Raw genomic sequence first — 13,432 nt, 5'->3', positions numbered from 1 at the left:
GCGGTCGTGAGGTCGACCGGGACCCGCTCGCCGGCCTTGGACCACAGGACCTGGCCGCGCACGCGGTGCTTGCGGCCGGACTTGAGGGTGTCGGCGAGCGGCGACTCCTCGTACGGGAACGGGGTGCCGTCGGCGCGCTTGGCGAGGATCAGCGGGTGCAGCTCGGCCCCGCCCAGCTCGCCCGCGCGGTAGCCGAGGATCTGTGCGAAGGCGGGGTTGACGAGGACGACCCGGCCGTCGGTGTCGGTGCCGACGACGCCCTCGGCGGCGGCCCGCAGGATCATCTCGGTCTGCCGCTGCGAGCGGGCCAGCTCGGCCTCGGTGTCGAGGGTGCCGGTGAGGTCGCGCACGACGAGCATCAGCAGCTCGTCGCCGGTGTAGCCGCTGTACGAGTCGTACGCCTCGCGCCCGTCCTCCAGGCTGGCGCTGGTCACCTCGACCGGGAACTCGCCGCCGTCGGTCCGGCGGGCGATCATCCGCATCGGCTTGGTGCGGCCCCGCTCGTCGGCGGGGTCGGGGCGGCGCATGGAGCCGGGGATCAGCCGCGAGTCGAACGTCGGCAGCAGGTCGAGCAGCCCGCGCCCGACGAGCGCGGTGCCGGGGGTCTCGAACATGCCGAGCGCGATGGTGTTGGCGTTGACGACCGTGCCGTTGCAGTTGACCAGCACGAGGCCGTCGGGGAGGGCGTCGAGTATGGCTGCGAGGCGAGCAGCGCCTCGGGATGGCCTGCTGCTCACGACGACGTTTCCTCCCTGACGCCCTGCAATTGCCCGCGTGCTGTGCCCGCGGTGTACGCCGTCCGGCATGTGCCGTGACGGCGGGCCGGCCCCATCTTGCCCCTCGGGCGGCGACCCTGTCACTGAGGGAGTCTAACGGCGCCCCCGTCCGTCAGCCCCGGACGCTCGGAAGGAGCGGTTCCACGTTCTCCCAGCGGTCGATCTCGCAGCCGTTCGCGCGGGAGAACCGGGCGTCGACCCGCCGCCCCTGCCAGACGCCCGTCACCTGGGCGGTCACCGCCCCGCCGTGCACCTGCGCGCACATCCGGTCCGCGGGCACCGGCGCGAAGGGGTCCTCCCCGGCGCGCGCGAGGCCCTCCAGGCGCTCGCAGGCCCGCGCGGCCGCCGGGTGGTCACCCCCGGGCCGGTCGTCGCAGGTCAGCTTCCAGCTCCCCTCGGCCTCCCGGTTCCCGCTCCCCGTGACGGTCACCGTCAGCGAATCGGGCTGCGGCTGGGGCTGGGGCTGGGACTGCGGCTGCGGGAGCAGTGGCAGCGACGGGAGCGGGAGCGGTCCGGCCGCGGCGGCGCCGACGGCGGTGCCGAGGAGGCCGGCGGCGAGGGCGGAGGCGAGGACGAGGCGGCGCAGCGGCATGGGGGCACTCCGGGGAGGGGGATCGGGCGGATCGGAAGGGACGGCCGGGCACGCCCGACGCGCCCCCGCCCCCTCTAACGCTCCGGCCCCACGCGCGTTGCGCAACCGGGGTGCGCCGCGCGGGTCCGGTCTCGGCGAGGGGGAGGGCGGCGAGGGGGTAGGACGGTGAGGGGGAGGGCGGCGAGGGGGGCGCGGAGCGTGCGGGGACGCGCCGGGGGCTTTGCCCTGGGCGCCGCCCGCCTAGTACGGTGAAAGCGATTGGTGGCACCGGGCTCGCCTGTGTCATCATCTGCACGCACCTTCCGCGCATGCGCGGGGGTGCGAGGAGGCGTCGCCTAGTCCGGTCTATGGCGCCGCACTGCTAATGCGGTTTGGGCTTTATCGCCCATCGAGGGTTCAAATCCCTCCGCCTCCGCCCTCAGGAAGCCCCGGCCCCGCGGCCGGGGCTTCCGTCGTTCCCGGACCGCTCTCCGCGGTGTTCTTCCCCCGCCCTCTTGCCCCGCGCCCCGATCCGTGCGGCCCCCGGGCCCGCTCGCATGTGACCCCGGTCTCTTTCGGCGCCTCCGACGCCTTTTCCGCCCCTGGAAGCCCTCGCTCCACCCGCCTGCCCGTCACCCCCTCTGGGAGCGTTTCCGCAGGTCAGGGGGGTTGGGCTAATCGGATTTCACAGGACGGCGGCAGTCATGTAATGTTCTTCCTGTCGCCGCGAGCGGGCCGAAAGGCCGGGGAGCGGAGGCGAGAGAAACAAAAGAACAAGCACTCGTAGCTTAACGGATAGAGCATCTGACTACGGATCAGAAGGTTGCAGGTTCGAATCCTGCCGAGTGCACAGTGACGAGAGGCCCCGGACGAGAGTCCGGGGCCTCTCGCGTATGCGGAGTGAGGGGCGCGCGCGTACAACCTTCCGGGGGGCTCCCCGGTCTTGGTGGTGCGGCGGGATGCGCCGCGATCGTCGTGGCCCTTCGAGGAGGCACCCGCCGTGATGCGCCCCCGCTCGACCCGCCGCCGGCTCACCGCCGTCGCCGTCGCCCTTGCCGCCACCGTCGCCGGAGGAGGCCTGGTCCTTCCCGGGACCGCGGCGGCCGCGCCGGGCAGGGGGGCCGTGGCGCAGGCCCCGGACGGACGGGCGGCGGCCGGCGGCGAGGCGGCCGGACTCGTCATGACCAGCGAGACCGTGCCCGAGGTGATGGACTTCGACCAGGAGCCCCGCCAGCAGATGAGGTGGGAGTTCAACCAGCGCGACGTGGACGTGGTCGTCGAGCTCACCCACACCGCCACCGGCCGGAAGACGACGCTCACCTCGTGGTGGGAGCCGGACCACTTCGGGAGCCACGTCTCCTGGGACGGACTCTCCGAGAAGTACTTCGGCACCCCCAACGGCGCCCACACCTGGAGGATGACGGCCCACCCGGAGGGCGGGGTCGGGGACCCCGTCCTCCGCTCCGGCGCGCTCACCGTGGTCCGGGGCACCGAACCGCGCGACTTCACCGACAACGGGGTCGCGGACGTGCTCGTCCGCGACAGCGGCGGGAAGCTGTCCGCCTACGAGCTCTCGCAGCTGGAGGCCCTGGACTCCGAGTGCTGGGAGGAGGGGTGCCGGCCCCCGCTGCGCGCGACCACCCCGACGACGCTGGGCACCGGGTGGAACACGTACACGCTGATGGCCTCGCCCGGGAACGCCGCCGGCGGGGCCGACGACGACATCGTCGGCCGCGACCGCGGCGGCGTGCTCTGGCTCCACCGGAGCGAGAAGGGGAAGCTGCTGCCCCGCACGAAGGTCGGCGGCGGCTGGCAGGTCTACGACAGGATCGCCGGCGGCTCCGACCTGAACGGCGACGGACGCGGCGACCTCCTCGCCACCGACACCGCCGGCACCCTGTGGTTCTACGCCTCCACCGGCGACGCGAACCGCCCCTTCCGCACCCGGAAGAGGATCGGCGGCGGCTGGCAGGTCTACAACCTGCTGACCGCGCCCGGGAACATCGCCGGCGCCACCGGCGGCGACCTGCTCGCCCGTGACAGGGACGGCGTCCTCTGGCTCTACCTCGGCCGGGGCGACGGCACCTTCACCGCCCGCCGCAAGGTCGGCGGCGGCTGGCAGAAGTACACCCACATCGTCCCCGGAGGCGTGAGCCCCAGGGGCGTGAGCAGCCTCTACGCCATCGGACCCTCCGGTTCCGCGGTCTACTACGCCCTCGACAGCACGAGCAGGCCCTTCTGGCCGGCCCGCATGATCTCCGTGAACGGTGACTCCACCACGTACAAGACGGTCTTCTGAGCTCGTCCCCGCCGGGCGTTGCCAGGTGAGGGCCCGGTGGGGTTAGGTTCAGGTGATCGTATTTTCGGCTGAAAAATGGGGGGTAAGGGCATGGCGCTCTTCGGGAACGCACACGCGATCGATCCGGCGCAGGCGCAGCAGGACTACGCGCGGCTGCTCGGGCAGGGGGAGCAGGTGCACGCCGCGTACCTGCTGATCCGCGACGTCATCTTCTTCACGGACCGGCGTCTCGTGCTCGTCGACAAGCAGGGCATCACCGGCAAGAAGGTCGAGTACCACTCGATCCCCTACCGGAGCATCACCCACTTCGCCGTCGAGACGGCCGGCACCTTCGACCTCGACGCCGAGCTGAAGATCTGGATCTCGGGTCAGCAGCTGCCCGTCACCAAGACGTTCACCAAGGGCGTGGACATCTACGAGGTGCAGGCGATCCTCACGCAGTTCGTCGCCCGCTGACGGGACGCGAACCTCTTTCGAAGGCCCCGGGTTTGCCCGGGGCCTTCCCCTTTTGAGTGAATCCATCTGATTTGCATGTCAGTTGAATATGCCTTCGGCCTAACGTGCGCGTGGAGGTGATCATCGTTGGACGCGATCGACATCGATGACTTCGTACGGGCCGCCGCCGGGGGCCGGTTGAGGCGGCTGACCGCGATCGACGGGGCGCACTGGTTCCCCGTCGTGGACGTGGCACGGCGGCTCGGGTACGCGGGATCGCGCGAGGCGCTGCGGAGCGTGCGGCTGCCCGCCTGGTGCCTGGCACCCGCCCGTGAACTGGCCCCCAGCCCGGACCTGCTCGCGCGCAGCGGCATCCGCGGCTCCGCGCGCATGGTGAGCCTCCCCGGCCTCGTCCAGCTCGTCACCGCCTGCCGCTCGCCCGAGGCCGGGCCGTTCCGGTCCTGGGTGGGCGAGCTGGTGGGCGAAGTGCAGCGGCACGGCGGATACGGGCTCGAACCGGCCCCGGCGCACAGCGGGTTCGTCCTCCCGCCCGAACTGGTCGACGTACTCGTCCGCCTGGAGGCCCGGCTCGACGAGGGCGCGGCCGACCTGGCCGAGCACGCCGACTACGCGCGGCTGCTGCGGGAGACGCGGCACAGCCTCTCCAGGGTCGCCGACTCCCTCGAGCGGTCCTTCGCCGTCCCCCGGCAGCGGGGCGCCGACGGTCCGCCCCGGCTCAGCGCCCAGGAACTGGTCGAGTCCTGGGAGATCAGCGGCGACATGCGGGCCGTGGCCAGCTTCCTCGCCCCCGCCCTGATCCGCGGCGGCGTCCGCTGCCACCCGCAGGACGTCACCCGTCGCACCGGCCTCTCCGGCGAGCGGGTCCGCGACTGCGTCCGGCTGCTCATCGAGCGGGGCTGCATGCGGGAGGTCGGCGACCCCTGCCCGGACGGGACCCGGATCTACGTCCTGCCGTGAGCGGCCGGAGGACGGGGGCGGAGGCGGCCTGGAGGAGCGGGAAGCGGCCGGGAGGGGGGCGGAAGCCGCGGGGAGGAGCGGGAAGCGGCCGGGAGGGGGGCGGAAGGCCGCGGGGAGAGGAGGAAGCCGGCGGGGGTGGCGGAGACTGGGGGAGGAGTCGGGAGGTGGCCGGGGTCGTGTGGCGGAGCGGTGGCGTCGGGTGGAGCGGGGGCTCCGCCGGGCTGCGCTGGTGGGGCGGGCGGGTGAGCCCCGTCGTGTACGGGCGGCCGCTCGCCTTCCGGGCCGTGGGCGGCCGGGCCTGCGCCGGGGCGCGGGGCAACGCCTGCCCCGTCGGCGCCGCCGTGCCGGGGCGCTCCACCGGCGGGCTCTGCGCCGACTGCGCGCGGCTCGACCGGGCCCACTCCGTCGCCGCCGACACCTTCGCCGACGACCCCCGGCCCTACCGCGTCTACCTCGCCTGGTTCGGACCCGGCACCGTCAAGGCCGGCATCACCGGGGAACACCGGGGCGACACGCGCCTGCGCGAACAGGGGGCCGTCGCCTTCTGCTGGCTCGGACGCGGACCGCTGATGGGCGCCCGGCGGACCGAGGAGGTGCTGCGCCAGGCGCTCGGCGTGCCCGACCGGGTGGCGTACGAGCGGAAGCGGGCGCTGCGGGTCGGCCCGCCGGACGCCGGGGCCCGGGCCGCGGAGCTCGCCGAGCTGCACGCGCGCGCCCTCGGCGTCGGCGGCTGGGGCGAGACCCTGGAGGCGCTGCCGTTCACCGCGCACGACCACGGGGAGCTCTTCGGCCTTGGCGCGCTGCCCCCGCTCGACGGGACCGTCGCCGAACTCGTCGAGGGCGGGGTCGTCACCGGGCGGGTGCTGGCCGCCGCCGGACCCGACCTCCACCTGGGCGTCCCCGACGGGCGCCACCTCGTGCTCGACGGGCGGCTGCTCGGTGGGTGGGGCCTCGCCCGGGCCGGCGAGGGCGAGCCCTGGAGCGTGCCGGTCGGCGGCGCCCCGGAGGCCAGGACGGAGCAGGACGGACTGTTCTGACCGGCCGCGACCGCCGTGCGTAAAGTCTTGGATCCCTTTGACCGGCGCCCGTGGACACCGGCCGCTCCGCCCGGCGAGGGTGATCACATGACGCAGAAGCCGATCTCCGGACTCGAACCTCCCTATTACACCGCCGTGTTCACCTCCCTACGCCCCGACGCCCCCGAGGGGTACGCCGACACCGCCGCCGAGCTGAGCGAGCGGGTCGCCACCGTCCCGGGGTTCCTCGGACACGAGTCCGCCCGCACCCCCGGTGGCCTCGGCATCACCGTGGCCTACTTCCGCGACCTGGAGGCCCTCGACGCCTGGCGCCTCGACTCCGTGCACGCGGCGGCGAAGAAGCACGGACGCGCGCACTGGTACGAGGCGTACAGCGTCCACATCGGCAAGATCGAGCGGAGCTACGGCTTTGACCGGGGGTGACGCGGGCGGCCTCCAGGAGGCCGAGGCGATCCGGGCGTTCGCCGCGCGGCTCGGGCTGCCCGGGCTCGTCGACGTGCACACCCACTTCATGCCGAAGAACGTCCTCGACAAGGTCTGGGCCTACTTCGACGCGGTGGGTCCGATGACCGGGCAGCCCTGGCCCATCACCTACCGCGAGGAGGAGGACCGGCGGGTCGAACTGCTGCGCGGCTTCGGGGTGCTCGCCTTCACCTCGATGCTCTATCCGCACAAGCCCGGGATGGGCGCCTGGCTCAACTCCTGGGCCGCGGAGTTCGCCGCCCGGACGCCCGACTGCCTGCACACGGCGACCTTCTTCCCCGAGCCCGGAGTCGCCGCGTACGTGCGGCAGGCCCTCGACGAGGGCGCCCGGGTCTTCAAGGTGCACGTCCAGGTCGGCGGCTTCGACCCGAACGATCCGCTGCTCGACGACGTGTGGGGGCTGCTCGCCGACAGCGGGACGCCCGTCGTCGTCCACTGCGGCTCGGGCCCCGCGCCCGGCGCCTTCACCGGGCCCGGACCGGCCGGGCGGCTGCTCGCCCGGTACCCGCGACTGCGGCTGATCGTCGCGCACATGGGGATGCCGGAGTACGAGGACTTCCTCGGGCTCGCGGAGCGGTACCCGGGCGTGTGTCTGGACACCACCATGGCCTTCACGGACTTCAGCGAGCGGCTCGCGCCCTTCCCGCCCGACGCGCTCAAGCGGCTGGGGGGTCTCCAGGACCGGGTCCTGCTCGGCTCCGACTTCCCGAACATCCCCTACCCGTACCTCCACCAGCTCCACGCCCTCGAACGGCTGGGGCTCGGGGACGCCTGGATGCGGTCCGTCCTGCACGACAACGGGGCCGCGTTGTTTCACGTGAAACCCTGAGAGGGCCGCGTCGTTTCACGTGAAACGACGGGCGGGCCGCGCTGCTTTCTCAGGGAATTCACAGGAAAGCGCAAGGGGGATCTCAGCGGCGGCGGCGAGCGTGGGTCCATGACCGTCACCACTCGCAGCACTTCAGCCCGCCGCGGCACCCGCGCCGATCTGCTCCGTGCCGACGGCACCGCCGTCCGCGTCCTCGTCGTGGACGACGAGGCCTCCCTCTCCGAACTGCTCTCCATGGCCCTGCGCTACGAGGGCTGGCAGGTCCGCAGTGCCGGGGACGGAGCGGGCGCCCTGCGGGCCGTGCGCGAGTTCCGGCCCGACGTCGTCATCCTGGACATCATGCTCCCGGACGCCGACGGGCTCAGCCTGCTCGGCTCGATCCGGCGCGAGCTGCCCGAGGTGCCGGTCCTCTTCCTCACGGCGAAGGACGCCGTCGAGGACCGGATCGCGGGACTCACGGCCGGGGGCGACGACTACGTCACCAAGCCCTTCAGCCTGGAGGAGGTCGTGGCCCGGCTGCGCGGCCTGATCCGGCGTTCCGGGGCGGCGCAGGCCCGCAGCGAGTCGGTGCTCGCGGTCGGCGACCTCACCCTCGACGAGGACAGTCACGAGGTCACCCGGGGCGGCGACTCGATCCACCTGACCGCGACCGAGTTCGAGCTGCTGCGGTACCTGATGCGCAACCCGCGCCGGGTGCTCAGCAAGGCGCAGATCCTCGACCGGGTGTGGTCGTACGACTTCGGCGGCCAGGCCAACGTGGTCGAGCTCTACATCTCCTACCTGCGGCGGAAGATCGACGCCGGGCGCCCGCCGATGATCCACACCCGGCGGGGGGCCGGTTACCTCATCAAGCCGGGGGAGTAGGCCCCATGGCCCTCCGTCCCCGCCTCCGCGGCCGCGCCGGGCGGCCGTGGTCGCTGCGGACGCGGCTGGTGGTCTCCGCCGTCGCGCTGATCGCGGTCGTCGCGGCCGTCATCGGCACGGTCACCACCATCGCCTACCGCTCCTACCTCTACGACCGGGCCGACGAACAGCTGACCGGTCTCGCCCAGCGTGCCGCCGGGCCGCCGGCGGGACCGCTCGGACCCGCCCCGGGGGGCCGGGACCGCCAGCCGCTCGCCTTCCTCGGGACGCCGGGCTCCCCGATAGGGACGCTCGGCGCCGTCGTGGACGGAGGAGAGGTCACCGAGGCGGGGTACTCGACGGAGGTCCCCGGCACCGGCACGGCCGACGGCCCCCGCTTCCCGGTCGAGGCGCTGGACCCGGCGCAGAAGGCCGCGCTCGCCGCCGTGCCCCGCGACTCCCGGCCGCACACCGTCGACCTGCCCGGCGGACTCGGCTCCTACCGGGTCGTCCATACCGAGGGCGCCCACGGCACCTTCCTCACCGGCATCCCGCTCGCCGAGGTCGAGAACGCCCTCTCCACCCTCGTCCTCGTCGAACTGAGCCTCACCGGCGCCTCCCTCGCCGCCGCCTCCCTCGCCGGGACGGTCCTGGTGCGGATCGCGCTGCGTCCGCTGCGCCGGGTCGCCGCCACCGCCGCCCAGGTCGCCCGGCTGCCGCTGCACAGCGGCGAGGTGGCCCTCCACCAGCGGGTCCCGGAGGCCGAGGCCGACCCCCGGACCGAGGTCGGGCAGGTCGGTGCCGCGCTCAACCGGATGCTCGACCACGTCCACGCGGCCCTCGACGCCCGCCAGCAGAGCGAGACCCGCGTCCGGCAGTTCGTCGCCGACGCCAGTCACGAACTGCGCACCCCGCTCGCCTCCATCCGCGGCTACGCCGAACTCACCCGGCGCGGAGGGGAGGAGTGCGGGCCCGACACCCGGCACGCGCTCGGCCGGATCGAGTCCGAGGCCACCCGGATGACGGGCCTGGTGGAGGACCTGCTGCTGCTCGCCCGGCTCGACGCCGGCCGCCCCCTCTCGCACGAGACCACCGACCTCGTCCCGCTGGTCGTGGACGCCCTCGGGGACGCCCGGGCCGCAGGCCCGGACCACCACTGGCGCCTCGAACTGCCCGACGAGGCCGGGCCCGCGCCCGTCCTGGGCGACTCCGCCCGGCTCCAGCAGGTGCTGGTCAACCTGCTCGCCAACGCCCGGACCCACACCCCGCCCGGGACCACCGTCACCGCCCGCGTCCACGGCGAGGGCCCCGCCGCCCTCGTCGTCGAAGTGGAGGACGACGGCCCCGGCATCCCGCCCGGGCTGCTGCCCGCCGTCTTCGAGCGCTTCGCCCGCGGCGACGCCTCCCGCTCCCGGCAGGCCGGCTCGACCGGACTCGGCCTCGCCATCGTGCGGGCCGTCGTCACCGCCCACGGCGGCGAGGTGAGCGTCGACTCGGTGCCCGGCCGGACCGTCTTCCGGGTGTGCTTCCCGGCCGCCGCCCCGGCGCCGCCGACCGCCCCGGCGGCGGACTCACAGGATGACCACAGGCTCGTCACACAGGCATGACAGCGGGCCCGGCAAGGGTCGGGTGCATGCGAACCCACACCCTCGCGGGGCCCGCGACGCAGGCCCCCGGCACCCTCCCCGCCCGGGAGCACCTGCCGGTGAGCGAAACGGGGCGGCCCGTTCTGGACGTGGTGATCCCCGTCTACAACGAGGAGAAGGACCTGGAGCCGTGCGTCCGCCGGCTCCACGCGCACCTGAGGCGCACCTTCCCGTACGGCTTCCGCGTCACCGTCGCCGACAACGCCTCCACCGACGCCACCCCCGCCCTCGCCGCCGCCCTCGCCGCCGAACTGTCCGAGGTGCGGTCGGTGCGACTGGAGCAGAAGGGGCGCGGCCGGGCGCTGCGGACCGTGTGGTCGGCCTCCGACGCCCCCGTCCTCGCCTACATGGACGTGGACCTGTCCACCGACCTCAACGCGCTGCTCCCGCTCGTCGCGCCGCTGATCTCCGGCCACTCCGACCTGGCCATCGGCTCCCGGCTCGCCCGCTCCTCGCGGGTGGTGCGCGGGCCCAAGCGGGAGTTCATCTCCCGGGCCTACAACCTGATCCTGCGCGGTTCGCTCGCCGCCCGCTTCTCCGACGCCCAGTGCGGCTTCAAGGCGATCCGGCGCGATGTCGCCGAGCGGCTGCTGCCGATGGTCGAGGACACCGGCTGGTTCTTCGACACCGAGATGCTGGTGCTCGCCGAGCGGGCCGGGCTGCGGATCCACGAGGTGCCGGTCGACTGGGTCGACGACCCCGACTCGACCGTGCACCTCGTGCGGACCGCCACCGACGACCTGAAGGGCGTCTGGCGGGTCGGACGGGCGCTGGCGACCGGTTCGCTGCCGCTGGACCGGCTCGCCCGGCCCTTCGGCGACGACCCGCGCGACCGCGACCTGACCGGGGTGCCCGGGGGGCTCGCCCGCCAGCTCGTCGGCTTCTGCGTGGTCGGCGTGCTCTCCACCCTCTTCTACCTCGCGCTCTACTCGCTCTTCCGGCTCGGCGCCGGCGCCCAGATCGCCAACGCCGCCGCGCTCCTGGTCTCCGCCGTCGCCAACACGGCCGCCAACCGACGGCTCACCTTCGGTGTCCGGGGCCGGGACCGGGCCGTCCGCCACCAGGCCCAGGGGCTCGTGGTCTTCGCCATCGGCCTCGCCCTGACCAGCGGCTCGCTCGCCGCGCTCGGCGCCGCGACCGGCGATCCGGCGCACTCCACCGAACTCGCCGTGCTGGTCGTCGCCAACCTCGCCGCGACCGTGCTGCGCTTCCTGCTCTTCCGGCTCTGGGTCTTCCCGGAGCGCCGACACCCCACGGGGGCCGACCGATGACCGCAACGAACCCCCGCGCGACCCCGGCCGCCCCGGCCGCGGCCCCCGCCCGGCTCGCCCGGCTGTGGCGCGGCCGCCCCGAGGACGCCCCCTGGGTGCGCCCCGCCCTCCTCGGCCTCCTCGCCGTCACCACCGCGCTCTACCTGTGGAACCTGAGCGCCTCCGGCTACGCCAACTCCTTCTACTCGGCGGCCGTCCAGGCCGGCGGCGAGAGCTGGAAGGCCTTCTTCTTCGGCTCGCTCGACGCGGCCGGCGCCATCACCGTCGACAAGCCGCCGGCCGCGCTCTGGCCGATGGCGCTCTCCGTCCGCCTCTTCGGCCTCGGCTCCTGGCAGATCCTGCTGCCCGAGGTGCTGATGGGGGTGGGCACGGTCGCCGTGCTGTACGCGGCCGTCCGCCGCCGCTTCGGGGCGGGCGCCGGGCTGATCGCGGGCGTGGTGCTCGCGCTGACCCCGGTCGCCGCGCTGATGTTCCGCTTCAACAACCCGGACGCGCTGCTCGCGCTCCTCATGACCGTGGCCGTGTACGCGGTGCTGAGGGCCCTGGAGCAGGCCGACGGGGCCGCGAAGTGGCTGGTCGGTGCGGGCGTGGCCTTCGGCTTCGCGTTCCTGACCAAGACCCTCCAGGCCTTCCTGATCCTGCCGCCGCTCGCGCTCGTGTACGCGGTGTGCGCCCCGGCGCGGCCGCTGCGGCGGTTCGGGCAGCTGGGCCTCGCCGGGCTCGCGCTGCTCGTCTCCGGCGGCTGGTGGGTGGCGGTCGTCGAGCTCTGGCCGGCGGCCTCGCGCCCGTACATCGGCGGCTCGCAGAACAACAGCTTCCTGGAGCTGACCTTCGGCTACAACGGCCTCGGCCGGATCAACGGCGACGAGGTCGGCAGCGTCGGCGGCGGGGGCGGACCCGGCGGCGGGGGCGGCCGGTGGGGCGAGGCCGGGCTGCTGCGCATGTTCGGCGACTCCGTCGGCGGCCAGATCTCCTGGCTGCTGCCGGCCGCGCTGGTGCTGCTCCTCGCCGGGCTCGTCGTCACCTGGAGGGCGCCGCGCACGGACACCGCCCGGGCCGCGTTCCTGGTGTGGGGCGGGGCGCTGCTGATGACGCTGGCCGTCTTCAGCTTCATGGCCGGCATCTTCCACGAGTACTACACGGTGGCGCTGGCCCCGTACCTCGCCGCCCTGATCGGCATGGGCGCGGCGGTGCTGTGGGAGGAGCGGACCAGGCTTCCCGCCGCGGCGGCGCTCGCGGGCGCGGTGGGCGTGACGGCCTGGTGGGGCTGGGTGCTGCTCGGCCGTACGCCGGAGTACCTGCCGTGGCTGCGCTGGACCGTGCTGGTCGCGGGCGCGGCGGCGGCGCTCGGGCTGCTCGCGGCGGGCCGGGTCGACCGGCGCCTCGGCCTCGCGGCGGCGGGCCTGGGTCTGGCGGCGGGACTCGCGGGCCCGTTCGCGTACACCCTGGAGACGCTCTCCACCGGTCATCAGGGCTCGATCGTCACGGCGGGGCCGTCGGGCGCCGGCTTCGGCGGCCGGGGGCCGGGCGGCGGCTTCCCGGGCGGCGGCGAGTTCCCCGGCGGGGGCCGCGGCATGGACGGCGGTGGCGGCCGGAACGGCGGCGCGCAGCCCCCGAACGGCTTCCCGGACGGCGGTCGGAACGGGCAGGCCCCGGACGGCTTCCCGGACGGCGGCGCTCAGGGCGGCCAGCAGCCCCCCACCGGCGGGATGCCGAACGCCGGCGGGATGCCCAACGCCGCCGGGATGCCGAACGCCGCCGGGATGCCGAACGCCGCCGGGATGCCGAACGCCGCCGGGATGCCGAACGCCGGCGGGATGCCGAACGCCGGCGAGCGGGACGGCGTGGGCGGCGGCATGGGCGGTCTCCTCAACGGCGCGAGCGTCGGTGAGGAGGCGAAGGCGAAGCTGCTCCAGGACGCCGACGCGTACACCTGGGCCGCCGCGGCGATCGGCGCGCAGAACGCGGCCGGTTACCAGCTCGCCACCGAGAAGCCGGTCATGGCGATCGGCGGCTTCAACGGCAGCGACCCGTCCCCGACCCTCGCCCGGTTCCAGCGGTACGTCGCCGAGGGGAGGATCCACTACTTCATCGGCGGCGGGGGCACGGGCGGCCCCGGCGGCGGGGTCGGCGGAAGCTCGGAGATCAGCGCCTGGGTCCAGGAGAACTACACCGCCACGACCGTCGGCGGAGCCACCTTCTACGACCTGACCGCGCCGGAGCGGTAAATCGCTATACGGCGTAAGAGAGCCCTTGTACGGTGT

The 13,432-nt window shown here is 74.3% G+C and carries 12 protein-coding genes and 2 tRNA genes; 12 read left to right on the top strand and 2 right to left on the bottom strand.

The window, feature by feature from the left end; all coding sequences use genetic code 11:
* Together IE287_RS30935 and IE287_RS30930 are read right to left on the bottom strand one after the other, a co-directional pair.
* Positions 1-737, bottom strand: a 737-nt coding sequence (locus IE287_RS30935) for a PAS domain-containing protein (RefSeq protein WP_189852531.1), incomplete at its 3' end; no start/stop codon positions are given.
* Between the two features lie 151 nt (positions 738-888).
* A complete protein-coding gene (locus tag IE287_RS30930; protein ID WP_189852530.1) occupies positions 889-1,368 on the bottom strand; it encodes an SSI family serine proteinase inhibitor in 480 nt (159 codons plus the stop codon).
* A 324-nt stretch (positions 1,369-1,692) separates the two neighbouring features.
* Here IE287_RS30930 and IE287_RS30925 point away from each other — a divergent pair.
* From IE287_RS30925 to IE287_RS30870, 12 genes are all read left to right on the top strand, one after another.
* Positions 1,693-1,783, top strand: a tRNA-Ser gene (locus tag IE287_RS30925).
* 341 nt (positions 1,784-2,124) lie between these two features.
* Positions 2,125-2,197: transfer RNA gene (locus IE287_RS30920), tRNA-Arg, on the top strand.
* A gap of 150 nt (positions 2,198-2,347) precedes the next feature.
* Positions 2,348-3,646, top strand: a complete 1,299-nt coding sequence (locus IE287_RS30915; RefSeq protein ID WP_189852529.1) for a VCBS repeat-containing protein — start codon at positions 2,348-2,350, stop codon at positions 3,644-3,646.
* Positions 3,647-3,736: 90 nt separating this feature from the next.
* Complete coding sequence (locus tag IE287_RS30910; protein ID WP_043224835.1) at positions 3,737-4,102, top strand: PH domain-containing protein; 366 nt, start codon at positions 3,737-3,739, stop codon at positions 4,100-4,102.
* A 126-nt stretch (positions 4,103-4,228) separates the two neighbouring features.
* Positions 4,229-5,059, top strand: a complete 831-nt coding sequence (locus tag IE287_RS30905) for a BRO family protein (RefSeq protein WP_189852528.1) — start codon at positions 4,229-4,231, stop codon at positions 5,057-5,059.
* A gap of 164 nt (positions 5,060-5,223) precedes the next feature.
* Positions 5,224-6,096 (top strand): DUF2797 domain-containing protein, encoded by an 873-nt coding sequence (locus IE287_RS30900; RefSeq protein ID WP_189852527.1) that lies wholly within the window; start codon positions 5,224-5,226, stop codon positions 6,094-6,096.
* Between the two features lie 87 nt (positions 6,097-6,183).
* On the top strand, positions 6,184-6,519 hold the full coding sequence (locus IE287_RS30895; protein ID WP_189852526.1) for an antibiotic biosynthesis monooxygenase family protein: 336 nt from the start codon (positions 6,184-6,186) through the stop codon (positions 6,517-6,519).
* On the top strand, positions 6,506-7,408 hold the full coding sequence (locus IE287_RS30890; RefSeq protein ID WP_189852525.1) for an amidohydrolase family protein: 903 nt from the start codon (positions 6,506-6,508) through the stop codon (positions 7,406-7,408). Before IE287_RS30895 ends, IE287_RS30890 begins: the two co-directional genes overlap by 14 nt.
* A 108-nt stretch (positions 7,409-7,516) precedes the next feature.
* Positions 7,517-8,272 carry a response regulator transcription factor gene (locus IE287_RS30885; RefSeq protein WP_308436897.1) on the top strand — a complete coding sequence of 252 codons (756 nt, stop codon included), beginning with the start codon at positions 7,517-7,519 and terminating at the stop codon, positions 8,270-8,272.
* Between the two features lie 5 nt (positions 8,273-8,277).
* Positions 8,278-9,858 carry a sensor histidine kinase gene (locus IE287_RS30880; RefSeq protein WP_189852524.1) on the top strand — a complete coding sequence of 527 codons (1,581 nt, stop codon included), beginning with the start codon at positions 8,278-8,280 and terminating at the stop codon, positions 9,856-9,858.
* The gene (locus IE287_RS30875) at positions 9,855-11,168 is read left to right on the top strand and encodes a bifunctional glycosyltransferase family 2/GtrA family protein (RefSeq protein WP_189852523.1); all 1,314 of its coding nucleotides are present in this window, start codon (positions 9,855-9,857) and stop codon (positions 11,166-11,168) included. Before IE287_RS30880 ends, IE287_RS30875 begins: the two co-directional genes overlap by 4 nt.
* A complete protein-coding gene (locus IE287_RS30870) occupies positions 11,165-13,396 on the top strand; it encodes an ArnT family glycosyltransferase (protein WP_189852522.1) in 2,232 nt (743 codons plus the stop codon). Before IE287_RS30875 ends, IE287_RS30870 begins: the two co-directional genes overlap by 4 nt.
* Positions 13,397-13,432: the final 36 nt, after the last annotated feature.

Source organism: Streptomyces omiyaensis, from assembly GCF_014650895.1.
Classification (GTDB): domain Bacteria; phylum Actinomycetota; class Actinomycetes; order Streptomycetales; family Streptomycetaceae; genus Streptomyces; species Streptomyces omiyaensis.
Note: the sequence above shows the minus strand (reverse complement) of the source record. Positions and strands in the feature narration are given on the sequence as shown.